Source organism: Streptosporangium nondiastaticum (assembly GCF_003011965.1).
Taxonomy (GTDB): domain Bacteria; phylum Actinomycetota; class Actinomycetes; order Streptomycetales; family Streptomycetaceae; genus Streptomyces; species Streptomyces nondiastaticus.
In genome coordinates, this window is the sequence record NZ_PXWG01000114.1 from 1 (window position 1) to 21,531 (window position 21,531).

Here is a 21,531-nt window from a genome sequence, read left to right on the forward strand (position 1 = left end):
CGCGGGCCCGGCCTCGGACAGGGGCGGCCCGGGGCGGGGCGGCCACGCGCCGCGGGCGCGCCGGGCCAGGGACCGGGTGAGGGGCTCGGGCCCGAGGGCCAGCCCGGTGATCAGCCCGTCGTCCACGAGCCGGGCCAGCCGCCGCGGGTTGGGCTCCTGCCATTCGGCGCCGTCCAGCCAGCGCGACACGCCCTGGTCCGCCAGCAGGCTGATGATGCCCGCGCCGCACACCTCGTCACTCCCCTTGCCCTGTCCATGCGAGCGCCCCGCCGCTCGACGCACGCCGCGGCATCCTCGGCGGAAATGCCGTACGAGTCAAGGAAGCTGACGGTGCGTCGCATGAATTGGCCGGGCGGAACGGCAGCCCGGGGCCGCGGGGGCACGCGCCGGACACGCAGAACACCCCTCCGTCCGCGTTTCCACGGGCGAAGGGGTGTTCGCTGGCGGTAGCGGTGGGATTTGAACCCACGGTGGAGTTGCCCCCACACACGCTTTCGAGGCGTGCTCCTTAGGCCGCTCGGACACGCTACCGAGAGAGAGCTTAGCGGACGGTGGGCCGTGCTCTGAAATCGGTGCCGGGGCGAACCGGTGTGACGCTCCTCATCACGGCGCCGCGTAAGCGCCGGGCAGGCGCCGCTCGGGCGCCCCGGAGGCGCTCGGCGGGGGCTCGGCGGAAGCGTCAGCGGGAGCGGAAGAAGTCGGTGAGGAGCGCGGCGCACTCCCCGGCGAGGACGCCCTGGATCACCTCGGGCCGGTGGTTGAGCCGGCGGTCGCGGAGGACATCCCAGAGGGAGCCGGCCGCCCCGGCCTTCTCGTCGACGGCGCCGTAGACGACGCGGTCGACCCGGGAGAGGACGATCGCACCCGCGCACATCGTGCACGGCTCCAGCGTGACGACCAGCGTGCAGCCCGCGAGGCGCCACTCGCCGACGGCCCGCGCCGCCTCGCGCAGGGCGAGGACCTCGGCGTGGCCGGTCGGGTCGCCGGTGGCCTCGCGTTCGTTGCGGCCGCGGCCGATGACGGAGCCGTCCGGGCCCAGCACGACGGCGCCCACCGGCACGTCGCCGGTGGCGGGGGCCCGTACGGCCTCGTCCAGGGCGGCCCGCATGGGGGCGAGCCACGGGGCGCGCACGGGGTCGTGGTCGGTCGGCTCGCGGACGGCTTCGTTCATGGCACCAGTGTGAGCGAACCGGAGCGGGCGGCCGTCAGCGGACGGCCTCCAGGACGTCCGTGCAGCCGAGGGCGTCGGCGATCTCACCGAGGGCGTCCCCCTTGAGGGCGAGCAGCTGCTTCTCGTCCACCCCGAGGTCGGAGAGGATCTTGGCGTCGCCGAGCGGGCCGGCCGGCCTCGGCTCCTCCGGGGCCCCCGCCCCCTCGTCCTCGGCGGGCTCGGGCTCGCCGTCCTCGGTGCCGTCCAGGTCGAGGTCGTCGAGCTCGTCGGCGTCGGTGTCGTCGCGTCCGATCAGCTCGTCCACGAGCATGGCGCCGTACGAGCTGCGGCCGGCGACGACGGCGTCGGAGACGAAGACGCGCGGGTCGTCCTCACCGTCGACGCGGACGACACCGAACCAGGCGTCCTCCTGCTCGATGAGCGCCAGGACCGTGTCGTCGTCCACCGCGGCCTCGCGGGCCAGGTCGGCGAGGTCGGTCAGGGTTTCCACGTCGTCGAGTTCTGTGTCGCTCGCTTGCCATCCGTCTTCGGTGCGCGCGAGCAGTGCGGCGAAGTACACCGTGACTCTCCCACTGGTCATAGGCGGTGCCGGGCCGGACGGGGACCACCCCGCCCACTCGGAATCGTGGCAGAAACCTCGCCGTTGCGAGAGGTCTTCCGCGCTGCGTCGTGCAGCAGTCCGAAGAGATGTGCCTCACGTGGCGCCGCGGGGCCGCCGTCCGGGCGGACGCGTCACCAGCGGAAGGTCCTCATCCGCATCTGCTGGCGCATCCGGGCGGCGCGGGCCCTGCGCGGCTGCACGCGGTCGCGCAGCTCCTTCGCCTCGTTGAGCTCGCGCAGGAACTGGGCGCGTCTGCGGCGGCGGTCGGCCTCCTCCTCGGCCGCGGGGCCTGATTCCGGGTCGGATCCGGGTTCGGGCGCCGGTGCGCCACGCGTCGTGTCGGGCTTCTCGGGGGCGTCTTCAGCCATGGCAGGACCACCTCGTGCCGAGTGCTTCGCCGGCCACGCCCGGAGCGACAGACCGGGCGTACGTGCCCACTTTCCCCCTAAGTGGTGGTTTGATGCCAGTGCGGCGACAGACCGTCGCAGACCCGCGGCGGACCGTCGAACGCCGCACGGCGGCCGCCGGGGGCCGAAAGCTCGGTTAATGTCGATGTCATGCGGATCCACGTCGTCGACCACCCCCTGGTGGCACACAAGCTCACCACCCTGCGCGACAAGCGCACCGACTCCCCCACCTTCCGGCGCCTCTCCGACGAGCTGGTCACCCTGCTCGCCTACGAGGCCACGCGCGACGTGCGCACGGAGCAGGTGGACATCGAGTCCCCGGTCACGGCGACCACCGGCGTCAAGCTCTCCCACCCGCGGCCGCTGGTGGTGCCGATCCTGCGCGCCGGCCTCGGCATGCTCGACGGCATGGTCCGGCTGCTGCCGACCGCCGAGGTGGGCTTCCTGGGCATGATCCGCAATGAGGAGACCCTCAAGGCGGAGACGTACGCCACGCGCATGCCCGACGACCTCTCGGGCCGCCAGGTCTACGTCCTGGACCCGATGCTGGCGACCGGCGGCACGCTGGTCGCGGCGATCCAGGAGCTGATCTCCCGCGGTGCGGACGACGTCACCGCGATCTGCCTGCTGGCCGCGCCGGAGGGCGTCGAGGTCATGGAGCGCGAGCTGGCCGGCGCGCCGGTGACCGTCGTCACCGCCTCGATCGACGAGCGCCTCAACGAGAACGGGTACATCGTCCCGGGCCTGGGCGACGCGGGCGACCGCATGTACGGCACGGCGGGCTGACCGCCGGCGCACCACGAACGCGACGGCTGCGGCGGTCCGGCATCCCGCCGGGCCGCCGCGGCCGTCATCCCGCGGCCGTCATCCCCTCAGCACTTCGAGGGCTTCGGCGCGCGTGACGCCGCCTTCGACGGCGAGGGCGGTGCCGAAGAGGGCGACGCCGAGGGCGCGGGTCCCGTGCCGGGTTCGACGCCCATGTCGGTCAGGGCCCGGTCGGCGTCCTTCCGCGCCGTGAGCTCCTTGAACTCGTTGCCGATGACCAGGTCGACGTCCTCGTCGGTGTCGCGCTGGTCGTTCTTGATCTCGGCCCCGGCCATCTGGGTGCCGATGACCCGCAGCGCGCCCTCCGCGGCCGTCGGCGCACCGATCAGCAGGCCGACCTGCTCGACCTTCTTGTCGTAGAGCGCGGGGGCGTTCCCCACCTTGCCGATCCTGAAGCCGCGGCTCTGGAGCTCATCCGCGGTGATCTTGGCGAGTCCGCCGCGCGGAGTCGCGTTGTAGACGTTGACGGTGATGTCGGAGGGGCGGGGCAGCGGTTTCGACTCCGCCTCCTCGTCCGCGGCCGCCTTGCAGTCGCCGTCCTTCGCCCCTTTTCCGCCCCTCGCTCCCGCACCGTGGGCCTGTGTCTCGCTCGGGCCCCCGGTGAAGACGTCGACGAGCTGGAAGGTCCCCCATCCGGCCAGGGCGAGCGCGGCGGACGAGGTGACTGCGGCGAGCACGATCCTGCGGCGGTTTCTGGGGCGGCGCATGTGCGGGAATCGCTTGCCCGTAATGCGGTATCTGCCGCCCATGCCGGGAGGGGTGAGCATGCTCATGGGCGCAGCGTAGTGCGGGGCGGGGCCGCTGCCTACTAAATGATCAATGGGTTCGCACGGCCCTACCCGAAAGGCCGAACAACGGCCGGGAACAACGGCCGGGAACTACGGCCGGAAAGGGTCTCCGGTCAGCCCAGTTCGAGCACGCGTGCGTGCAGCACCTGGCGCTGCTGGAGCGCGGCGCGCACGGCGCGGTGGAGGCCGTCCTCCAGGTAGAGGTCGCCGTGCCACTTCACGACGTGGGCGAAGAGGTCGCCGTAGAAGGTCGAGTCCTCGGCCAGCAGGGTTTCCAGGTCGAGCTGCTGCTTGGTGGTCACCAGCTGGTCGAGCCGCACCGGGCGCGGGGCGACGTCCGCCCACTGCCGGGTGCTCTCCCGGCCGTGGTCGGGGTACGGCCGCCCGTTTCCGATGCGCTTGAAGATCACACGGAAAGCCTACCGGGCGACAGGCTCCCGGCGCAGCCACGGCACGGCAGCGCGAAGGCGACAATCGGCCGCATACCAGGAGCAGCGGGGGCGGTCCGCGGCACCGAAACGGTGCGTGCATCGTGCAGGGAATCCGTCGTCCACAGGCTGGGGACGCCGATCGCGGCGATGGGAACGCCGGCCGTGGCGATGGGACACCGGCCGTGGCGGCGGGGCCGCCGCCGGGAGGGGCCGGCCCGGGTCAGTGCTTCTTCTTCGCCGGCCGGATGGTGGCCTTCTCGGCCGCCGCCTGTTTGGCGGCGCGCTTCATCTCCTGCTTGTGCGCCCGCACCTTCGCCAGGGACTCGGGGCCGGTGATGTCCGCCACCGAGCGGTAGGAGCCCTCCTCCCCGTACGCGCCGGCCGCCTCGCGCCAGCCCTCCGGCGCGACCCCGAGCTGCTTGCCGAGCAGCGCGAGGAAGATCCGGGCCTTCTGCTCGCCGAAGCCGGGCAGGTCCTTGAGCCGCGCGAGCAGCTCCGCCCCGGTCCCGGCGCCCGCCCACACGGCGCTCGCCTCGCCGCCGTAGTGCTCCACGAGGTACTGGCAGAGCTGCTGGACGCGCTTGGCCATGGAACCGGGGTAGCGGTGCACCGCCGGCTTCTCCGACAGCAGCCCGGCGAAGGCGTCGGGGTCGTAGGCGGCGATCTCGTACGCGTCGAGGTCGTCGCGGCCCATGCGCTGCGCGATGGCGTACGGGCCGGAGAACGCCCACTCCATGGGGATCTGCTGGTCCAGCAGCATCCCGACCAGCGCGGCGAGCGGGCTGCGGCCGAGCAGGGCGTCGGCCTCGGGCTGCTGTGCGAGGTGCAGGGTGATGTCCATGCCTCGATGATCGCGCCGGGCGGCGCGTGCGGGAAGGAGCCGGGGACCCGGGGTGTCACCCCGCTGCGGGCCGCGCGCACGCCCGTGGGCGAACGGGTGAACCCGGGGGCGGTGCCCTTGCGGGCGCGGCGGCGCGCGGCTGTCATGGACGTCCGAGCGAGGGAGGCCCGGCATGGCGCGAGTCCGGGTGCGCGGCGTGGAGCTCTTCCACGAGGTCGTGGGCGAGGGCGAGCCGCTGGTGCTGGTCCACGGCGGGCTGACCGACCACTACACGTGGCAGGCGGTCGTACCGGCCCTCGCCGCGTCCTTCCGGGTCCTCGTCTACGACCGGCGCGGCCACAGCGGCAGCACGCGCAGCCTCGGCAACGGCGTCCGCAGGGACCACGAGGACGACCTGGCCGCTCTGATGGAGACGCTGGGCTTCGCCCCGGCGCACGTCGCGGGCAACTCCTTCGGCGCGTCGACGGCGCTGGGCCTGGCCGTCCGCCGCCCCGGCCTGTTCCGCAGCCTCATCGCCCACGAGCCCCCGCTGCTGGGCGTGATCCGCGGCGACGACCCGGCCCACGTCCTGATGCGCACCGCGCAGGAGGGCATCGACACGGCGGTGGCCCTCATCCTCGCCGGGGAGGAGAGTGAGGGAGTTCGCCGCTTCACGGAGGAAGTGGCCCTCGGCCCGGGCTCCTGGGCGGCCCTGCCCGACCGGGTGCGCGCGGCCCTCGTCGCCAACAGCCGCGCCTTCGCGTACGAGCAGTGCGACCCCGGCTGGGCGAGCCTCGACCTCACCCGGCTGTCCGGCTTCCCCGGGCGGACGCTGCTGACGTACGGCACGGAGAGCCCGCCGTGGCTCCCGCCGGTGACGATCGAGCTCTCCCGGACCCTGCGGCGCGCGGAGCTCAGGGGGCTGGCGGGCGCGGGGCACGTGCCGCAGGTGTCGCACCCGGACCTGTACGCGGCGATGGTGCGGGAGTTCGCCGCGGCGGGGTGACGCCCCGGCACCGGCCGGCCGCCGGCCTGCTGCCGCCTTCGCGCCGCTCGCCCGCGTGACACCGCGTGAGGCCCCTCCGGGCGTGCGCACCGGTACGTGAGCGTCCGCGCGCCCCGTGCCCCGCCGCCCGCTCCGGGGCGCCGCTCAGCGCGTCATCCCCCTCTGTGCGGGAGCGGCGGGAGTGCACGACCGTGGAGTGGGCGGGACACAGTGCCCTGCAGTGCCAAGCCGTGCCCAGCGGAACAGGGGGACCGCAATGGAGAGCACGCACGACCCGGTCACGCCGGCGACCGACCACTCCTCGACCGTCCAGCGCTCCCGCACCGCCAAGCTCCCTTACGTGGAACCGCAGATCGACGAGCTCGGCACCGTCGAGCGCCTCACCGGCCACGTCAGCATCCTCCTCCCCGACGCGCCGAACTCCCGCACACTCCTCTGATCCGCGCGCCCGCCGCCCCGGGCCGCGCCGGGGCGGCACCGGACCGTACGGACGTGCGGTCCCCGCGCGAGCGATGCCGGAAGGGAAGCCATGCAGACCGAGCCCGTTCCCGACGGCGGCCGCCCCGGCGGCCCTCCCGTCGGCGACTACCTGGGCTGCTACGGGCGCGTCCCGTTCGGCGGCCACGCGCCCCGCATCTCGTACGTCAGCGCGCCCTTCGGCCGGCGCCCCGCCTGGTCGGACCCCGGCCGCCACCTCGTCCAGTGGGCGGCCCCGGGGACCCCGCGGATCCCGTACCCCTCCGAGCGGGAGAGGCTGCTCCTGACGGGCGTCGTCCGGGGCCCGGTGACGCCCGCGTGGGTGCACCGCCTCACCCACGTCCTCAAGGAGGGCCGGCACGCCGAACTGGCCCGCATGCCCGGAGCGCTGTCCGGCGCGCTGGTCGCCGACCACAGGGTCTTCCTCTTCCGCAGCGCCACCAGCGAGGAGGCCCTGCACTACCGCCGCTCCCGGGACCTCCTGCGCTTCTCCACCGATCCGGCCGACCTCCTCGACGGGCCCGGCGAGTTCGGCCGCGAGGAGGTGTGGCGCGCCTGCCGCGGCGACATGGTCTTCGTCTACCCCGGCATCGCGCGCGTGCCGCCCGGCACGGTCGTCACCCTCGAACGCGGCTCCGCGACCACCGCCGCGTACGACCCCGTGACCCCACTGGACCTGCCCCCGCGCACGACGATGACGGAGTTCGCGGAGGCCGCCTGGGAGCTCGTCGTGGAGGCCGCACGCCCGTACGCGGGCCGCGGCCGGACCGGCATCCTGCTCAGCGGCGGCCTGGACTCCGCGGCCGTGCTCGCGGCGCTCGTCGAGTGCGGCGCGGACGCCGTCGCCTACCACTACGCCCCGCGCGACCCGCTCGCCGACGAGTCCGCGTACGCCCGGGCCGTCTGCGACCACCTGGGAGTGCCGTTCGTCCCCGTCCCCACGGACCACGGCGCGGGATACCTGGACGAGCGCTGGCAGTTCCCCCACCCGTACAACCACCTGGCCTACCGGTGGCTGGAGCAGATGGCCGAGCGCGTCGCCCAGGACGGCATCACGTTCCTGGCCTGGGGCCGCGAGGGCGACCGCATCTTCGGGCCCGCCCGCTACGGCCTGCACGACGTCCTCACCGGCGACCTGCCCGCGCGCGAGAAGGCGACGCTCTGCCGGGGCCTGCTGACCTCGCGCTGGGAGCTCCCCCGCATCCTGCGCAGCGCCTCGCCCCGCACCTCCCTGCTCGACGACCTCGTGCCCGCCGGCGGCGCCGTGCGCCCCGCCGACTTCCTCACTCCCCTCCCCGGCGCACCCGCGGACGTCTTCGACACCGCCCACGCACCGCAAGAACACTGCGCGAACCTCACCGTCTGGCGGCCCCGCGGCATCCAGCTCTGCAACCCCCTCGGCAGCAAGGGACTGCGGAGCCTCGCCGCCCGCCTGCCGCACGCGTACCGCCTCCTGCCTCACCAGGGGCGGCTGATCACCAAACCGGTGCTCCGCCTGATGCTCTCCGGGCGGTTCCCCGACGCCGTGTGGCGCCGCCACGGCCGGCTGTGGCTCGGCTCCCCGCACAAGGACTACGTCCTGCGCCACCCGCACGTGTTCGCCGGTCTGCTCGGCCGCCCGGACGCCCACCTCGTCCGCCTGGGCGTCGTCGACCCCGAGCGGCTCGCCCACGTGCTGGCCGAACCGGCGCGGCTCCGCCTCAACGCGGAGAGCCTGATCGGCACCGCGATGACCGAGCTGTTCCTGCGCAGCGACGCACGGCGGACGCCGTTCGGCCCGAGGGGACGGCCCGCATGCCGCTGATCGGACTGGCCCGGCACGTCGTCTTCGACGACACGGACGGCGCGGGCGTCATCCTCGACACCCGGCGCGGCGTCTACCTGTCCCTCAACGCCACCGCCACCCGCATGCTGCGCACCGCGCTCGCGTGCGACTCCGTGGCGGCGGCCGTCGCCCGCCTGCGCGAGGACTTCGACGCGGACGAGGAGACGCTGACCGCCGGGCTGACCCGCCTCACCGCCCGGCTGGGCGAGCACGCACTGCTGGAGAAGGACGCGAACGCCGCCGCCCCGCGCCGGCGGGGCCGCCGGAAGGAGAGCCGGTGAGCACGCACACGGACTGGGAGTTCTTCCTGGACGACCCCATAGGGGGCGCGCCCGCCCCCGCCGTCCCGCACCACCTGCGGGCCGCCGCCCTGCTGCGCACGGCCCGGGCGCTGTGGCTCTTCCGGCGGCGCGGCTGGCGCGGCGCGTACCCGTACCTGTGCCGGATCCGGCCCGCGCGGGGCTCGGCGGCGCTGGCCGGGCTGCCGCCCGCGACCGCGGTCCGGCTGGCCCGCCGGGAGATCCTCGCCGCCCAGCTGGTGCTGCGCGCGATGCTGCCCAACGGGCTGTGCCTGCCGAGGTCGTTGGCCCTGACCGCGTACCTGTGCGCGCTCGGGCTGCCCGCCCGGATGACGGTGGCCCGGGGCCGCGCCCTGTCCACCCCGGCGAACGCCTTCCACTCGTGGACCGAGCTCCACGGAGCGGTCCTGACCGACAACCCGGACGTACGGCTGGGATACACGGTCCTGCAGCGGGTCCCTTGATCCACGGGCCTTGATCCACACGCCCTGATCCACACACCTTGATCCACAGACCTTGTCCACGCCGATCGATTGTTCTAGCGTGATACGAACAAACTGATCCGGCTGGATCCGGCTGGTTCCGGGGGGTGGATGACGTGACGGTCTGGAGCCGTACGGTCGTGGCGGGTTGGCTGGTGGCCTTGGGGGCGGTCTCCGCGGTGGGGTTCGTCGTGGCGGGGCTGCTGGTGGACGGTCAGCTTCCGTTGTTCCTGTGGCTGCTGCCGGCCTCGGCGGCCCTGGTGATCACCGGGGCGGTCCGGGTCACCGTGACGGACCGGGACGTGACCGTGCACGCGGTCGTGCTCCCCCTCGTCCGGCGCCGGATACCGCACTCCCGCATACGGGAGGCCTCGGCGAGGCTGTCCCGGCCGATGGAGCTCGGCGGCTGGGGGTACCGCTGGATGCCCGGGCAGACCTCGGTCTCGCTGCGCGCCGGCGACGCCCTCTGGCTGGAGCTGACGTCCGGGAAGTTCTTCGTCGTCACGGTCGACGACGCGGGGGAAGCGGCGGAGCTCGTGAACGGTTACGTCTCGCAGGCGAAAGGAGCCCAGCGCCGATGACCTCCGTCCTCACCCGTACCCCCGCCGGCAAGGCCGTGGACGTCTACGGACCGCCCGGCGGCGGCACCGCGCCCACCGTCCTCCTCTGGCACGGCATGGGGCCGGACGAGCGGGACATCATGCGGCCCGTCGCGGAAGCGGCCGCCGCGCAAGGCGTCGTGGTCCTCGTCCCGGACTGGCGCTCCGACGCGCCCGACCGCGGGGCGGCGCACCTGCTGGACTCCCTGGCGTTCGCGCGGGAGCGGGCGGCGGACTTCGGCGGGGACCCCGGCAGGCTCGTGGTGGCGGGCTGGTCGGCGGGCGCGGGAGCGGCCGTCGCGACGGCGCTGCGGCCCGATCTCACCGGCGGTCCGCGGCCGGTGGCCGTGGTGGGCGTGGCGGGCCGGTACGACGTCCCCGCCCGGACCACGGGTTCGGTCCCGGTGGAGGATCTCGCGCGGGACCACATGGCGGACCTCGCGCACGCGGCGCCCGTACCGGTGCTGCTGGTGCACGGCACCGAGGACGACCAGGTGGACGTTCGCCACAGCAGGGAGTTCGCCGCCGCGCTCCGCACGCGCGGCCTGCCCGTACGGCTGGAGGAGCCGGCGACGGACCACGCCGGGGTCCTCATGAGCGCGTACGACCCGGAGCTCGGCCGGCTCCGCGCGAGCAGCGCCGGGCACGCCCTGGAGGGCGGCCGGACCACGGCCCGGGTGCTGGCCGCGGCGGCGAAGGGCATCGCGGCGCCCTGACCTCGCGGGTGCCCCTGCGACCTTGCAGGGGCCCTGCCTTCCTCAGGCGACGCTCCCGTCCCGCGGCCCGGCCTCCTCCGCCGGTGCGAACTCCGTCTGCACGAGTTGCACCGAAGGCACGCCCGGGACCGACGGCACGCCCGGGACGGGCGGGACAGCAGGAACGGGCGGGAAGGCGTCCACGATGTCGAAGGCCGCGTCCACGCCGGACACCCGCATCACCCGCGACACGCGCGGCACCCCCCGCACCAGCCGCAGCCGCCCGCCGCGGCAGAGCATGCGGTGCCGGGCTCTCAGCAGCAGGCGGAGCCCGCTCGCGTCCAGGAAGGACACCCGGCGGAGGTCGATCACGATGTCGGCGCGGCCCCGCTCGGTCAGCGCGTCCATGCGCGGCCCGAGCTCCTGCTCCGCCAAGATGTCCAGCTCACCGTGCAGTTCAATGATGATCGCGCCGCACGCCACACGCTCCCGCATGGCGAAGGCGGGCTCTTGCGCGCCCATGTCGCCCCTCACCGACCTCCCTCGGCCACTCACTTCCGGCACCGCGCATCCGCCGGTTGCCGGATACCTTTCTGGTGCCCCCGCAGTAGGCCGATCTCACCTTCGACGCAAAGCTGTCATCTCGCGTACAGGCGCGCCGCACGGGGCGTACGCGGGCGCGGGCGCTCGAAGGAGAGGGCCCGGAGGAGAGCAGGGGGAGAAGTGCAGGCGGGGGGAGCGCAGGTCCCGGGGGAAAGTGCAGGTCGGGGGAAGCGGCATCGGGGGGTGAGCCGCTTCCCCCGGCGGTGGCACGGCCTCCAAGTACGGACCGCAGTCGGGGGGAAGCTCGCGGCCCGGACCCCGCAGTGAGGCCATGTCCCTGCCCGGCGGATTCCTGCCAGATCCGGTACGGGCTCCCCCCATCCTCCGCCCCGCCGCACGCCTCCCCTTACGGCGAAGGGCCCGGCTTGGCGGGCCTTTGGTCCTTAAAGGCCACGTGAGGGAGCGGGCACGTTCCCGGCATTCGGGCAAACGTACGGTTAGACTCCGCCAGCGGAGAGGGGATCGCGGGGATCACCGGGGAGGGAGTGCGCCGTGGAGAAGGCGAAGAAGATCACGCTCTGGGTACTCGGCGTTTTCGTGGCGTACACGATCATCCACTCCCCCAAGCGGTCGGCGGAGCTCGTCCAGATAGGGTTCGAGGGCATCTCGGACGCCGCCAAGAGCGTCGGCGAGTTCATGACCCAGCTGATCAGCTGACCGGCCCGGACCGGTCGGCCGGCCGACCCGGCGCGGAGGCACTGCCGTGATTCGTCATCTCGTCCTGTTCAAGCTCAACGAGGGCGTCACGCGCGACGACCCGCGCGTCGTCGCCGGAGTACAGGCGTTCGAGGAGCTGGGGAAGCAGATCCCGGAGCTCCGCTTCTGGGAGTGCGCCTGGAACGTCTCCGACCGGCCGATCGCCTACGACTTCGCCATCAACTCGGCCGTCGACGACGCCGAGGCGCTCCAGCGCTATCTGGACCACCCGGCGCATCAGGCGGGTGTCGCGCAGTGGCGCGAATTCGCCACTTGGGTGATCGCCGACTACCCCTTCTGAGCGCCCGCAGCGCACGGCCCCTCGCCACCTTGGCGGGGGGCCGTTTTTATGGTCAACACGATGTTATGGGGTTCTTGCACACAGTGCACATGTCTTGTGATGCTATGACCGCTTTTGCCGGATGAGTTGACCATGAAGGGTGGCAGAACCGTGTCGGCCCGAACCGTCCCCGAAGCCCCCCTCCAGGAAACCCCTGCTCAGGCCCTCGGCCCGGACGCCGGGACCGCGAACGCGACGCACGCCGACCCGGCACCCGGCCCGGACCCGGACCCCGGACCCGGACCCGGCACAGGAACCGACAGACCCGGACCCGGCACAGGAACCGACACCAGAACCGGCACCGGCACCGGCACCGGCACCGGCACCGGCACAGGAACCGGCGCCCGGGAGCCCCTCGCCGACGTCCCGGACACCCCCGGCACCCCCGGCACCTCCGACGCGGACGAGGCCGCCGACCCCGATCACCCCAGGAGCCGCGGAGCGGACGCCAGGGCGCTCACCCAGGTGCTCTTCAAGGAGTTCGTCGCCCTGGAGCCCGGGACGCCCGAGCACGCCCGCGTGCGGGCGGCCCTCATCGAGGCCAACCTCCCCCTCGTCCGCTACGCCGCCGCCCGCTTCCGCAGCCGCAACGAACCCATGGAGGACGTGATCCAGGTCGGCACGATCGGCCTGATCAACGCCATCGACCGGTTCGACCCGGACCGCGGGGTGCAGTTCCCGACCTTCGCGATGCCGACCGTGGTCGGCGAGATCAAGCGGTACTTCCGCGACAACGTCCGCACCGTGCACGTGCCGCGCCGGCTCCACGAGCTGTGGGTGCAGGTCAACGGCGCCAGCGAGGACCTGACCGTACTGCACGGCCGCACGCCCACCACCGCCGAGATCGCCGAGCGGCTGCGGATCCCCGAGGACGAGGTGCTGGCCTGCATCGAGGCCGGGCGCTCGTACCACGCCACCTCGCTGGAGGCCGCGCAGGAGGGCGACGGGCTGCCCGGCCTGCTGGACCGGCTCGGCTACGAGGACCCCGCCCTGGCCGGGGTCGAACACCGGGACCTCGTGCGCCACCTGCTCGTGCAGCTGCCGGAGCGCGAGCAGCGCATTCTGCTGCTCCGCTATTACAGCAATCTGACGCAGTCGCAGATCAGCGCGGAGCTGGGCGTCTCCCAGATGCACGTATCCCGGCTGCTCTCGCGGAGCTTCGCCCGGCTGCGTTCCGCAAATCGAATCGAAGCCTAACCCTCACGAGTGACCCCCTCCTCATACGAGGCGGCAGATATGTCGACTTGACGCTACAGCGCGTTGCCGACATGTGACATTCTGCAGGAACTGCGTTTGCCACAGCGCGGCCTCCGGTATTCAGGTGGGGGCCAACCCCTCGTGCGAGGGGCACCGCTGTGACCCGTCCGCGACCTCAAGGGGGTGGCATGTCCGTAGACCTGGGCAGCGCGAAGGTGCTCGCCACCGACGCACCGCACGCCGTGCTCGACGACTGCGAATCCATCGACACCCGCACCCTCTCCCGCTCACTCTTCCTGCGCCTGGCCGCCCTCGACCGGGACAGCGCGGAGCGCGCCTACGTCCGCGACACCCTGATCGAGCTCAACCTCCCCCTCGTGCGTTACGCGGCCGCCCGCTTCCGCAGCCGCAACGAGCCCATGGAGGACATCGTCCAGGTCGGCACGATCGGCCTGATCAAGGCGATCGACCGGTTCGACTGCGAACGGGGGGTGGAGTTCCCCACCTTCGCCATGCCGACGGTCGTGGGCGAGATCAAGCGGTTCTTCCGGGACACGAGTTGGTCGGTGCGCGTGCCGCGCCGGCTGCAGGAGCTGCGCCTCGCCCTCACCAAGGCCAGCGACGAGCTCGCACAGAAGCTCGACCGCTCGCCGACCGTCCCCGAACTGGCCCTGTGCCTGGGCGTCTCCGAGGACGACGTCGTCGACGGCCTTGCCGTGGGCAACGCCTACACCGCCAGCTCGCTCGACTCGCCCTCCCCCGAGGACGACGGCGGCGAGGGCTCCCTGGCGGACCGGCTCGGCTACGAGGACAGCGCGCTGGAGGGCGTGGAGTACCGCGAATCACTCAAACCCCTGCTGGCCAAACTGCCACCGCGGGAGCGGCAGATCATCATGCTGCGCTTCTTCGCCAACATGACGCAGTCCCAGATCGGCGAGGAGGTCGGCATCTCCCAGATGCACGTGTCCCGGCTCCTGACGAGGACGCTGTCGCAGCTCCGCGAGGGCCTCATCGCGGACTAGACCGACCGTCACGGGGGATCTCACGGGGGAACATCCACCACACGGCGCATCGCACGGGGGATCGCCGGCCTGCACCGCCCGTACCGCCCGACTCTGTACTCCTGACCCGACTCTGTACTCCTGACTGACCGTCAGCCAGACTGGGCCGATGCGCCGGAAGACGATCGTCTCCGCATCCGCCTCAGCCGCGGCGGCCGCACTCGCCCTGGGAGCCGTTCTCGCAGGTTGCGGGGGCACCGACCGTGACGCCTACGTCGCCTCCGAGGCGGTGGGCCCCGGCTCGTCCTCCCACCCGGTGGGCGGCGCCGTTCCGCCCGAAAAGGGCGTTGAGCTCCACTCCTTGCCCGCGGCACCATCCGGCCGCACATCGGGCTCTCCCGGCCCGGGCCGCTCCCGGCCCCCGGCCGCAGCACCGCCCGCACCTTCTTCGCCGTCCTCGCCGTCCTCGCCGACGTCTCCGTCACCTCGGCCGCCTTCTACGAGGTCGCAGCGTCCGGCAGACACCGGCAGCGGCGCGGCATCCCCAGGACACGGCACGGCACCCCGTACGGGCGCCCGGACCCCGTCACTCCCCCCGCGCCCGGGACCCTCGGGACCCGTCACCACCTCACCGGCCGGCGGACAGCCGTCACAGCCGCCGGGCGACAGCGGCCGGCCACCCGCACCGGCCCGTCTCGACGCCGGCACACCGCGCCGGTCGGCGGACGACGAGGCCCGGCGCTGGTGCGAGAAGGTCACCGTGCCGCTCACCAACTCCGGTGGCAGCCCCGTCACCACGGGCACCGTCACCTTCGGCACGCACGTGATCGACCTGCTCGGCATCGACTGGGCCACGCTCACCTCGTCGCAGCCGCTCCCGGTGTCGATCGAGGCGGGCGCGGCGGTCGAGGCGACGTGGACCGTGTGCGTCGACGCCTGGCGCGTGCCGTGGGGCATGCACGTCGAGACGCGCGACGTGAAGGTGGAGTGGGGCTAGCCGGTGCCCGGCCCGCGGCCGGCGCGGCAGCGCCCGCGTCAGCCGAGCGCGAGCCAGACCACGGCGGCGATGACGACGACGGCCGCGATCACGCCGGCGATCACGCCGACGCGGGGACCGGACGACCGGGCGGGAGCCGGTGCCGCGCGCCTGCTGCCCACGGGGCCGCCCTGGCCCTCGTCGACGAAGGCGCGGAACATCTGCGTGCTGCCCGCGGGGTCATAGCTCTCGGGGTTCTGCTGATGGGGGTTGGCCATAGGCCAGGACCCTAGCGAAGGAGGGAGGGGCCGTGCGCAGCGCCCCGCCCTGCCGAGGCACTCCGTCCGCTTCGCGCCCTACCTGCGGTTTTACGGGGACCTGTGGATCCTTGGCCCTACCTTTACCCACGGAAACCCCTTTTCACTTGCCTGCAGCAACCAAATTCTGCTTACATCGTTGCCCTAAGCAACTGAAGGTGGGGAGGGCGGCGCATGGCCGAGCAGGAGCAGTACGAAGAGCTCGCCCGGCAGCTCAGCAGCATCGCCGCCGTCCGGCGCGACCTCGCCCGCGTGCTCCCGGCGGACTGCTCGCCGGCCTCGGCCATCGTGCTGACGATGCTGCGGCAGTACGGCGAGATGCGCATGGGCAAGCTGGCCGAACTGCTGATGATCGACATGTCGGTGACCAGCCGGCACGTCGCGTACGCGGAGGCCCGGGGCTGGCTCGAACGGCACCCCGACCCCGCGGACCGGCGATCCCGGCTGCTGCGCGTCAGCCCCGCCGGCGAAGCCCTGCTCCGGCAGGTCTCCGAGCGCTACACCGAGGCGCTCGCGACCTGCCTGCGGGACTGGTCGGCGGAGGACGTCGGCCGGCTGATCGAACTGCTCGGCCGGTTCCGCAACAGCTTCGACGGCTGCCGGACCCGTACGTGACCGCGCGCGGGCACCCGCGGGCGCGGACCATCCGCACGTAGCGGATCACCCGTGCGTACGGACCACCCGCACGTAGACGCGCACCACACGCCATAAGCCACACCCGCACACGCACTGCAAAGGAACTCAATGGCTACGACCACACCGGCCGGTGTGGGGGGCGGCCACGCCAAGCACGGCGGCCAGGACGGCGGCGCCCCCATGACTCACCGGCAGATCATGGAGGCGCTGTCCGGGCTGCTGCTCGGCATGTTCGTCGCCATCCTGTCCTCGACGATCGTCTCCAACGCGCTGCCGGAGATCATCTCCGACCTGCACGGCAGCCAGTCCTCCTACACCTGGGTCGTCACGGCCTCGCTCCTGGCGATGACCGCGTCCACCCCGCTGTGGGGCAAGCTCTCCGACCTGTTCAGCAAGAAGCTGCTGGTTCAGATAGCCCTGATCGTCTACGTCGCGGGCTCGGTCGTGGCCGGCCTCTCGCAGAACACCGGCACGCTCATCGCCTGCCGCGCCATCCAGGGCATAGGCGTCGGCGGTCTCTCCGCCCTGGCGCAGATCATCATGGCGGCGATGATCTCCCCGCGCGAGCGCGGCCGTTACAGCGGCTACCTCGGCGCGACCTTCGCCGTCGCGACGGTCGGCGGCCCGCTGCTCGGCGGCGTCATCACCGACACCGACTGGCTCGGCTGGCGCTGGTGCTTCTACGTCGGCGTGCCGTTCGCCGTGATCGCGCTGATCGTGCTGCAGAAGACGCTGAAGCTCCCCGTGGTGAAGCGGGACGTGAAGGTCGACTGGCTGGGCGCGTTCTTCATCAGCGCCTCGGTCACGCTGCTGCTGGTGTGGGTGACGCTCGCGGGCAAGAACTACGACTGGATCTCCTGGCAGACGTACGCCATGGTCGGCGGCTCGATCGTGCTCGGCGCGCTCTTCGTCCTCGTCGAGTCCAAGGCCTCCGAACCGATCATTCCGCTGCGGCTGTTCCGCAACAAGACGATCACTCTGTCCTCGGCGGCGAGCCTCTTCGTCGGCGTCGCGATGTTCAGCGGCACGGTCTTCTTCTCGCAGTACTTCCAGCTGGCGCGCGGCAAGTCGCCGACGATGTCCGGCGTGATGACCATCCCGATGATCGCCGGCCTGTTCCTGTCGTCGACGATCTCCGGCCAGATCATCACCAAGACCGGGCGCTGGAAGGCCTGGCTGGTCAGCGGCGGCGTGCTGCTCACGGCGGGCCTCGGCCTGCTCGGCACGATGCGGTACGACACCCCGTACTGGCACCTCGCGGTCTACATGGCGCTCGTCGGCCTCGGCATGGGCATGATGATGCAGAACCTCGTGCTCTGCACGCAGAACCAGGTCGCGCCCAAGGACCTCGGCGCCGCGAGCTCCGTCGTCACCTTCTTCCGCTCCCTCGGCGGCGCGGTGGGCGTCTCGGCGCTCGGCGCGGTGCTCGGGCACCGGGTCACGGACTACGTCAAGGACGGCATCGCCGCGCTCGGCCCGCAGGCCGCGGCCGCCGCGGCCAAGAGCGGCGGCTCCGGCGGCGGCATCCCCAAGCTCGACGCGATGCCCGCGCCGCTGCGCACGGTCGTCGAGAGCGCCTACGGGCACGGCGTGGGCGACGTGTTCCTCTACGCGGCGCCGTGCGCGCTGCTCGCCTTCGTCCTGACGCTGTTCATCAAGGAGGTCGCGCTGCAGGGGCGGCCCGGAGCGGCCGCCGCGGCCGCCGGCGAGAAGGAAGCCGTCAAGCAGGGCGGCTGACAGACCCCGTCGGGCCGGGGCGCGGAATCGAGCGGAGACGCGCCCCCGGCCGGACGGCACCGGGACCCGAACGGCATGAACGGTCCCGGGGACGAGCCCCGGTGGTGGCGCGCGCGAAGGCAGGGGACGGCCTGCGCGCCACCGCCGGGGCTTCGTTGTGCGAGGTGCGCGCGGGGTGCGCGGGGTGCGCGGGGTGCGCGGATCAGCTCGCGCGGTCCCGCATGACCTCGATGCCGGCGATCACGACGTCGAGGGCGTACTCGAAGTCGCGGTGCCGCATCTCCGCGACGGTCCCCCGGGCCCAGCTCTCGGTGACCTCGGCGGCCTCCCGGTAGGTCTCCGTCCACTCGGGGCTGTCCCGGACGACGTTCATGACGTCCCGGAAGTACTCGTCCTCGCTGACGCCCGCGGCCCGGCAGCGCTCCTTGTACAGGCCCTCGATCGTGCAGAAGCCGTAGACGAACTGGAAGACGGCCGCGAGCGCGCCCGTGATCCGCTCCCGGGGAAGGCCGCTGCGGGCCATCACCGCGATGGTGGCGTTCGAGTACGCCATCGAGCGGGGGCCCAGGTTGAGGTAACGGCCGAGGAGGCGGGGCGCCCACGGGTGGGCGGCCAGGGTCATCCGGTACGCCTCCGCCAGGACGCGGAGCTGGTCGCGCCAGTCGGCGCTCTCGTCGGACAGGTCCGGGAGACCCATCTCGCCGCAGATCTCGTCGAGGGCGTACTCCAGGAGGTCGTCCTTGTTGTCGACGTACCAGTAGACCGACATGGCGGTCACGCCGAGCTCGGTCGCGAGGCGCCGCATGGAGAACTTCTCCAGGCCCTCGGCGTCGAGGAGGCGGATCGTCGCCGCGACGATCCGCTCGCGGTCGAGGTTGCCCTGGTCGTCCCCGCGCCGCGGAGCGGAGGCCGGCTTCCCGGCCAGCCACACACTGGTCCGCGGACCGCTCGTCTGCTTACCGCCGCCCGCCATTGTCCTGTGCCTCCCTGTTCACGACCATACGCCGGAATGCTAGGCCCTCGGGCCCACGGCCCCGGGCCGCCGACCGGTCCGGAGCCCCGGGCTCCCCCGCCGCGACGGTTCCAAGGCCGGCGTCGCCAGGCCCCCCGTCAAGCCCGGCAGGGGCCGGAGCCCCCGATTTCCCCCCGCCGCAACGGCGAGCAAGCACACACCCACCGGACCGGCGGTGCCGAACCCACCTCGGGCCGTACCGGCACCGCCGAACCCCGCCGCGGAGGCTGATCACCGCCGCGGCGGATTCAAGGGCCCGGAGCCCCCAGGCCCACCCTCACGGGCGGACCGCCCAAATTCCCCCGCCGCAACGGCGAGCAACCACACACCACCGAACCGGCGGTGCCCAACCCACCTCGGGCTGGTCCGGCACCGCCGAACCCCACCGTGGCGGAGCCGAAGGGCCGGGCCCACCCCCGTCGGGCCCAGCCCCCCCCGGGGCCCGGGGCCGCGCCCCGGAGCCCCCCGTCCCGCGGGCTACTCCGCCCGTTCCGCCCTCCGCAGGAGCACCGCCGCGGTGAGGCCGCCCGCGAGGACCGCCGCCGCGCCGACCAGCTGGCTGGTGTGCACGCCCGTGGCGAACGCGTCGGCGATCGCCGCGCGGTCCCCGTCCGTGCGGGCGTCCGCCAGCGCCGCCGGCAGGGACCCCGCCCCCGCGGCCACCGCAGGGACCAGCGCGGCGAAGCGCGAGTTGAGGACGGCGCCCAGCACCGCGACGCCCAGCCCGTTGCCGCACTCCTGGAGCGTGCCGTTGACGCCGGCGCCGACGCCCGCCTTCTCCGGCGGGATCGCGGACATGATCGCCGTGGCCATGGCGGGCATGGACAGGGCGATGCCGATGCCCATCAGCACGAGCCCGAACAGCATCCCGCCGTACCCGTCGGCGCCCAGCACCGCGATCGACGCGAGCCCCGCCGCGAGCAGCCCCATGCCGCCGGCGATGGCGACGGGCGTGCCGACCTTCGGCAGGAGCCGCGCCCCGACCCCGGTGAGGTTGAGGACGACGATGACGAGCGCCAGCGGCGACATCCGCAGACCGGTCTCGAGCGGGTCGTAGCCGAGGACGAGCTGGAGGTGCTGCGTGAGCAGGAAGAACGATCCGCCCATGCCGAAGGCGACGAGGATGGAGCCGGAGACGGCGCCCACGAAGCGCCGGTTGCGGAAGAACGACATGTCGAGCATCGGGTAGGGCGCCCGCCGCTCCCACACCGCGAACGCGGCCAGCACCACGACGCCCACGCCCGCGGAGGCCAGGACGCGCCCGGACGTCCAGCCGTGCTCCGGCCCGGAGATGATCGCGAAGGTGACCCCGGTCATGCCGATCGTGGAGAGCAGCGCGCCGAGCAGGTCGGGCCGGTCACCGGCCGGGTTCTTGGACTCCGGCACCCACTTGAGGACGGCCAGCAGGCCGAGCAGCGCCACCGGCAGGTTGATCAGGAAGATCGAGCCCCACCAGAAGTGGTTGAGGAGCGCGCCGCCGATCAGCGGCCCGGCGGCGAAGCCGAGGGAGCTCACGGCGCCCCACAGCCCGATCGCCTTCGTCCGCTCGGCCTCGTCGAAGACCTGGACGACGACGGCGAGGGTGGTGGTCATCAGCAGCGCGCCGCCGATGCCCATGCCGGCCCGCCCGGCGATCAGCTGCCCGGTCGTCTCGGACAGGGCCCCGCCGAGCGAGCCGATGCCGAAGAGCGCGAGCCCTATGGCGAGCAGCTTCTTGCGTCCGTAGCGGTCGGCGGCGCTGCCCGCGGTGAGCAGCAGTCCGGCCTGGACCAGCGAGTACGCGTTGATCATCCACTGGACGTCGGACGTCGCGGCGCCCATCTCCTCGGTGAGGGAGGGGATGGCGACGGTGAGCACGGTGTTGTCGAGCAGCACGGTGAGCTGGGCGAGGCAGATCACGCCGAGCACCAGCCAGCGCGTGGGATTGCGCTGCGGCAGCTCCTCCGCGGCGCTTGGCGATTCCTTGGTCGGCGCAGTCATGCGAGATCCCCCTTGTACGGTGTACGACTCCGTGTCGTCGTACACCGTACAAGAGCTCCTCTACGCCGTACAAGCAGATTTTCCTACGCGCCCTCCACCGGCCGCGTCAGGTCGTAGAGGACCGCCCCGCCGACCGTCGACTTCGTGAAGTGCGCCGCCACCCACGCGGCGATCCCGGCCGAGGCCGACTCCGTGCCCCCGCGCCCGCCGCCGCGCGCTTCCGCGCCACCGGCAGCGATGAAGTAGTGCACCTTCCCGGCCTTCACGTACGCCTCGAACTGCCGCAGCGTCGGCGACGGATCGCTCCCGTTGAAGCCGCCGACCGCCATCACCGGCACCTGGGTCGCGAGCTGGTAGCCCGCCGCGTTCTGCGAGCCGACCGCGGCCGCCGCCCACCGGTACGCCGACGCGTCCTTCTTCACCGCGGCCGCGGCGGCGGCGCTCACCCGCTGACCGCCGAGGAGCCCGCCCATGCCGCCGCCGGGAGCGCCTTCACCGCGCGGCGCCTTCCCCCCGAACCCGCCGGGTCCACCGGGGCCACCGGGCCAGGCAGACCCGGCAGGCCCACCAGAGCCGTTGAACCCGCCGGGCCCACGCCCCCCGGGCGCGC

At 73.1% G+C, this 21,531-nt stretch carries 27 protein-coding genes and 1 tRNA gene; 15 read left to right on the forward strand and 13 right to left on the reverse strand.

Annotated features, from left to right (window positions below; all coding sequences use genetic code 11):
- The 5 genes from B7P34_RS27480 to B7P34_RS27500 all read right to left on the reverse strand — a co-directional run.
- Positions 1–282: hypothetical protein (locus tag B7P34_RS27480; RefSeq protein WP_223268292.1), on the reverse strand; the 282-nt coding region annotated here is incomplete at its 3' end.
- Positions 283–441: 159 nt separating this feature from the next.
- Positions 442–531, reverse strand: a tRNA-Ser gene (locus tag B7P34_RS27485).
- 148 nt (positions 532–679) lie between these two features.
- Positions 680–1,108: a tRNA adenosine(34) deaminase TadA gene (gene tadA, locus B7P34_RS27490; protein WP_030368790.1), complete on the reverse strand. Its 429-nt coding sequence runs from the start codon at positions 1,106–1,108 to the stop codon at positions 680–682.
- A 97-nt stretch (positions 1,109–1,205) separates the two neighbouring features.
- Entirely contained in the window at positions 1,206–1,751 is a 546-nt protein-coding gene (locus B7P34_RS27495; RefSeq protein ID WP_223268293.1) for a tRNA adenosine deaminase-associated protein, read from the reverse strand.
- A 152-nt stretch (positions 1,752–1,903) separates the two neighbouring features.
- On the reverse strand, positions 1,904–2,140 hold the full coding sequence (locus B7P34_RS27500; RefSeq protein ID WP_106680842.1) for a hypothetical protein: 237 nt from the start codon (positions 2,138–2,140) through the stop codon (positions 1,904–1,906).
- Positions 2,141–2,329: 189 nt separating this feature from the next.
- Here B7P34_RS27500 and upp point away from each other — a divergent pair, with 189 nt between their 5' ends.
- Positions 2,330–2,965 (forward strand): uracil phosphoribosyltransferase, encoded by a 636-nt coding sequence (gene upp / locus B7P34_RS27505; protein ID WP_106680843.1) that lies wholly within the window; start codon positions 2,330–2,332, stop codon positions 2,963–2,965.
- Positions 2,966–3,051: 86 nt separating this feature from the next.
- On the opposite strand, the gene B7P34_RS27510 is transcribed toward upp, so the two are convergent.
- From B7P34_RS27510 to B7P34_RS27520, 3 genes are all read right to left on the reverse strand, one after another.
- On the reverse strand, positions 3,052–3,777 hold the full coding sequence (locus B7P34_RS27510) for a LytR C-terminal domain-containing protein (protein WP_106680845.1): 726 nt from the start codon (positions 3,775–3,777) through the stop codon (positions 3,052–3,054).
- A 128-nt stretch (positions 3,778–3,905) separates the two neighbouring features.
- Positions 3,906–4,202, reverse strand: a complete 297-nt coding sequence (locus B7P34_RS27515; RefSeq protein ID WP_030368795.1) for a type II toxin-antitoxin system VapB family antitoxin — start codon at positions 4,200–4,202, stop codon at positions 3,906–3,908.
- A 241-nt stretch (positions 4,203–4,443) separates the two neighbouring features.
- Positions 4,444–5,064, reverse strand: coding sequence for an HhH-GPD-type base excision DNA repair protein (locus B7P34_RS27520; RefSeq protein WP_106680846.1), 621 nt, complete (start codon positions 5,062–5,064; stop codon positions 4,444–4,446).
- Between the two features lie 172 nt (positions 5,065–5,236).
- Between B7P34_RS27520 and B7P34_RS27525 the strand changes: the two genes are divergently transcribed.
- The 7 genes from B7P34_RS27525 to B7P34_RS27555 all read left to right on the forward strand — a co-directional run bounded on the left by B7P34_RS27525 (position 5,237) and on the right by B7P34_RS27555 (position 10,447).
- Positions 5,237–6,049: an alpha/beta fold hydrolase gene (locus tag B7P34_RS27525; RefSeq protein ID WP_106680848.1), complete on the forward strand. Its 813-nt coding sequence runs from the start codon at positions 5,237–5,239 to the stop codon at positions 6,047–6,049.
- A gap of 256 nt (positions 6,050–6,305) precedes the next feature.
- On the forward strand, positions 6,306–6,488 hold the full coding sequence (locus B7P34_RS27530; RefSeq protein WP_106680850.1) for a hypothetical protein: 183 nt from the start codon (positions 6,306–6,308) through the stop codon (positions 6,486–6,488).
- 90 nt (positions 6,489–6,578) lie between these two features.
- A complete protein-coding gene (locus tag B7P34_RS27535) occupies positions 6,579–8,330 on the forward strand; it encodes an asparagine synthase-related protein (RefSeq protein ID WP_106680852.1) in 1,752 nt (583 codons plus the stop codon).
- Positions 8,321–8,632 (forward strand): PqqD family protein, encoded by a 312-nt coding sequence (locus B7P34_RS27540; protein WP_106680853.1) that lies wholly within the window; start codon positions 8,321–8,323, stop codon positions 8,630–8,632. The genes B7P34_RS27535 and B7P34_RS27540 overlap by 10 nt, the downstream gene beginning before the upstream one ends.
- On the forward strand, positions 8,629–9,114 hold the full coding sequence (locus tag B7P34_RS27545) for a lasso peptide biosynthesis protein (protein WP_106680855.1): 486 nt from the start codon (positions 8,629–8,631) through the stop codon (positions 9,112–9,114). The genes B7P34_RS27540 and B7P34_RS27545 overlap by 4 nt, the downstream gene beginning before the upstream one ends.
- Before the next feature lie 134 nt (positions 9,115–9,248).
- Entirely contained in the window at positions 9,249–9,713 is a 465-nt protein-coding gene (locus B7P34_RS27550) for a hypothetical protein (protein ID WP_146166941.1), read from the forward strand.
- Positions 9,710–10,447: an alpha/beta hydrolase family protein gene (locus tag B7P34_RS27555; protein WP_106680858.1), complete on the forward strand. Its 738-nt coding sequence runs from the start codon at positions 9,710–9,712 to the stop codon at positions 10,445–10,447. The genes B7P34_RS27550 and B7P34_RS27555 overlap by 4 nt, the downstream gene beginning before the upstream one ends.
- A 42-nt stretch (positions 10,448–10,489) precedes the next feature.
- On the opposite strand, the gene B7P34_RS27560 is transcribed toward B7P34_RS27555, so the two are convergent.
- Positions 10,490–10,948 carry an STAS domain-containing protein gene (locus B7P34_RS27560; protein ID WP_146166942.1) on the reverse strand — a complete coding sequence of 153 codons (459 nt, stop codon included), beginning with the start codon at positions 10,946–10,948 and terminating at the stop codon, positions 10,490–10,492.
- Between the two features lie 573 nt (positions 10,949–11,521).
- Here B7P34_RS27560 and B7P34_RS37690 point away from each other — a divergent pair.
- The 5 genes from B7P34_RS37690 to B7P34_RS38900 all read left to right on the forward strand — a co-directional run bounded on the left by B7P34_RS37690 (position 11,522) and on the right by B7P34_RS38900 (position 15,260).
- Positions 11,522–11,686: a hypothetical protein gene (locus B7P34_RS37690; RefSeq protein WP_169748845.1), complete on the forward strand. Its 165-nt coding sequence runs from the start codon at positions 11,522–11,524 to the stop codon at positions 11,684–11,686.
- 46 nt (positions 11,687–11,732) lie between these two features.
- On the forward strand, positions 11,733–12,026 hold the full coding sequence (locus B7P34_RS27565) for a Dabb family protein (protein WP_106680862.1): 294 nt from the start codon (positions 11,733–11,735) through the stop codon (positions 12,024–12,026).
- A gap of 150 nt (positions 12,027–12,176) precedes the next feature.
- A complete protein-coding gene (locus tag B7P34_RS39485; RefSeq protein ID WP_286157518.1) occupies positions 12,177–13,262 on the forward strand; it encodes an RNA polymerase sigma factor SigF in 1,086 nt (361 codons plus the stop codon).
- A 263-nt stretch (positions 13,263–13,525) separates the two neighbouring features.
- Positions 13,526–14,284, forward strand: coding sequence for an RNA polymerase sigma factor SigF (locus B7P34_RS27580; protein ID WP_435693984.1), 759 nt, complete (start codon positions 13,526–13,528; stop codon positions 14,282–14,284).
- Positions 14,285–15,023: 739 nt separating this feature from the next.
- A complete protein-coding gene (locus B7P34_RS38900; protein WP_223268294.1) occupies positions 15,024–15,260 on the forward strand; it encodes a hypothetical protein in 237 nt (78 codons plus the stop codon).
- Between the two features lie 38 nt (positions 15,261–15,298).
- Here B7P34_RS38900 and B7P34_RS27590 read toward each other — a convergent pair whose 3' ends face one another.
- A complete protein-coding gene (locus B7P34_RS27590; protein ID WP_106680866.1) occupies positions 15,299–15,517 on the reverse strand; it encodes a hypothetical protein in 219 nt (72 codons plus the stop codon).
- A 213-nt stretch (positions 15,518–15,730) separates the two neighbouring features.
- On the opposite strand from B7P34_RS27590, the gene B7P34_RS27595 reads away from it, so the two are divergent.
- Positions 15,731–16,171, forward strand: a complete 441-nt coding sequence (locus B7P34_RS27595; protein WP_106680868.1) for a MarR family winged helix-turn-helix transcriptional regulator — start codon at positions 15,731–15,733, stop codon at positions 16,169–16,171.
- 129 nt (positions 16,172–16,300) lie between these two features.
- Positions 16,301–17,929, forward strand: coding sequence for an MDR family MFS transporter (locus B7P34_RS27600; protein ID WP_106680870.1), 1,629 nt, complete (start codon positions 16,301–16,303; stop codon positions 17,927–17,929).
- Between the two features lie 202 nt (positions 17,930–18,131).
- On the opposite strand, the gene B7P34_RS27605 is transcribed toward B7P34_RS27600, so the two are convergent.
- The 3 genes from B7P34_RS27605 to B7P34_RS27615 all read right to left on the reverse strand — a co-directional run bounded on the left by B7P34_RS27605 (position 18,132) and on the right by B7P34_RS27615 (position 21,394).
- Positions 18,132–18,902 carry a TetR/AcrR family transcriptional regulator gene (locus B7P34_RS27605; protein ID WP_106680872.1) on the reverse strand — a complete coding sequence of 257 codons (771 nt, stop codon included), beginning with the start codon at positions 18,900–18,902 and terminating at the stop codon, positions 18,132–18,134.
- A 516-nt stretch (positions 18,903–19,418) separates the two neighbouring features.
- Positions 19,419–20,921: an MFS transporter gene (locus B7P34_RS27610; protein WP_106680873.1), complete on the reverse strand. Its 1,503-nt coding sequence runs from the start codon at positions 20,919–20,921 to the stop codon at positions 19,419–19,421.
- A gap of 83 nt (positions 20,922–21,004) precedes the next feature.
- Positions 21,005–21,394, reverse strand: coding sequence for a hypothetical protein (locus tag B7P34_RS27615; RefSeq protein WP_106680875.1), 390 nt, complete (start codon positions 21,392–21,394; stop codon positions 21,005–21,007).
- Between the last annotated feature and the right edge of the window lie 137 nt (positions 21,395–21,531).

What these genes read in the sequence shown, in the direction of transcription:
- tadA (WP_030368790.1), bottom strand. Translation starts at nt 1,108, where the DNA reads ATGCGGGCCGCCCTGGACGAGGCCGTACGGGCCCCCGCCACCGGCGAC.
- B7P34_RS27495 (WP_223268293.1), bottom strand. Translation starts at nt 1,751, where the DNA reads ATGACCAGTGGGAGAGTCACGGTGTACTTCGCCGCACTGCTCGCGCGC.
- B7P34_RS27500 (WP_106680842.1), bottom strand. Translation starts at nt 2,140, where the DNA reads ATGGCTGAAGACGCCCCCGAGAAGCCCGACACGACGCGTGGCGCACCG.
- upp (WP_106680843.1), top strand. Translation starts at nt 2,330, where the DNA reads ATGCGGATCCACGTCGTCGACCACCCCCTGGTGGCACACAAGCTCACC.
- B7P34_RS27510 (WP_106680845.1), bottom strand. Translation starts at nt 3,777, where the DNA reads ATGAGCATGCTCACCCCTCCCGGCATGGGCGGCAGATACCGCATTACG.
- B7P34_RS27520 (WP_106680846.1), bottom strand. Translation starts at nt 5,064, where the DNA reads ATGGACATCACCCTGCACCTCGCACAGCAGCCCGAGGCCGACGCCCTG.
- B7P34_RS27525 (WP_106680848.1), top strand. Translation starts at nt 5,237, where the DNA reads ATGGCGCGAGTCCGGGTGCGCGGCGTGGAGCTCTTCCACGAGGTCGTG.
- B7P34_RS27530 (WP_106680850.1), top strand. Translation starts at nt 6,306, where the DNA reads ATGGAGAGCACGCACGACCCGGTCACGCCGGCGACCGACCACTCCTCG.
- B7P34_RS27535 (WP_106680852.1), top strand. Translation starts at nt 6,579, where the DNA reads ATGCAGACCGAGCCCGTTCCCGACGGCGGCCGCCCCGGCGGCCCTCCC.
- B7P34_RS27540 (WP_106680853.1), top strand. Translation starts at nt 8,321, where the DNA reads ATGCCGCTGATCGGACTGGCCCGGCACGTCGTCTTCGACGACACGGAC.
- B7P34_RS27555 (WP_106680858.1), top strand. Translation starts at nt 9,710, where the DNA reads ATGACCTCCGTCCTCACCCGTACCCCCGCCGGCAAGGCCGTGGACGTC.
- B7P34_RS27560 (WP_146166942.1), bottom strand. Translation starts at nt 10,948, where the DNA reads ATGGGCGCGCAAGAGCCCGCCTTCGCCATGCGGGAGCGTGTGGCGTGC.
- B7P34_RS27590 (WP_106680866.1), bottom strand. Translation starts at nt 15,517, where the DNA reads ATGGCCAACCCCCATCAGCAGAACCCCGAGAGCTATGACCCCGCGGGC.
- B7P34_RS27595 (WP_106680868.1), top strand. Translation starts at nt 15,731, where the DNA reads ATGGCCGAGCAGGAGCAGTACGAAGAGCTCGCCCGGCAGCTCAGCAGC.
- B7P34_RS27600 (WP_106680870.1), top strand. Translation starts at nt 16,301, where the DNA reads ATGGCTACGACCACACCGGCCGGTGTGGGGGGCGGCCACGCCAAGCAC.
- B7P34_RS27605 (WP_106680872.1), bottom strand. Translation starts at nt 18,902, where the DNA reads ATGGCGGGCGGCGGTAAGCAGACGAGCGGTCCGCGGACCAGTGTGTGG.
- B7P34_RS27610 (WP_106680873.1), bottom strand. Translation starts at nt 20,921, where the DNA reads ATGACTGCGCCGACCAAGGAATCGCCAAGCGCCGCGGAGGAGCTGCCG.
- B7P34_RS27615 (WP_106680875.1), bottom strand. Translation starts at nt 21,394, where the DNA reads ATGGGCGGGCTCCTCGGCGGTCAGCGGGTGAGCGCCGCCGCCGCGGCC.